The following is a 304-nucleotide window of genomic DNA, read 5'->3' on the forward strand; positions in this document are numbered from 1 at the left end:
CGAAGGCGTCCTCCATACCCGCGGCCGCATCGCCGCACTGCTCGAACTCGGCACCGGCTTCAACCCCGAATTCACCGGCCGCGAAAACATCCGCCTCGGCGCCTCCCTCCTCGGCCTCGACCCCGACACCATCGAAGCACGTATCCCCGACATCGCCCACTTCGCCGACATCGGTCACTTCTTCGATTATCCCGTCAAACTCTATTCCTCAGGCATGCATGCCCGCCTCGCCTTCGCCCTCGTCGCCCACGTCGATGCCGATCTCCTCATCGTCGATGAAGCCCTCGCCGTCGGTGATGCCGCT

Annotated in this window: 1 protein-coding gene; it reads left to right on the forward strand. The window is 64.5% G+C overall.

The window, feature by feature from the left end; all coding sequences use genetic code 11:
* A partial coding sequence (locus tag IV91_RS0115480) for an ABC transporter ATP-binding protein (RefSeq protein WP_031599570.1) occupies positions 1-304 on the forward strand: 304 nt, incomplete at both ends.

Origin of the sequence: Ferrovum myxofaciens (genome assembly GCF_000735045.1) — a bacterium.
In the GTDB taxonomy this organism is placed as follows: domain Bacteria; phylum Pseudomonadota; class Gammaproteobacteria; order Burkholderiales; family Ferrovaceae; genus Ferrovum; species Ferrovum myxofaciens.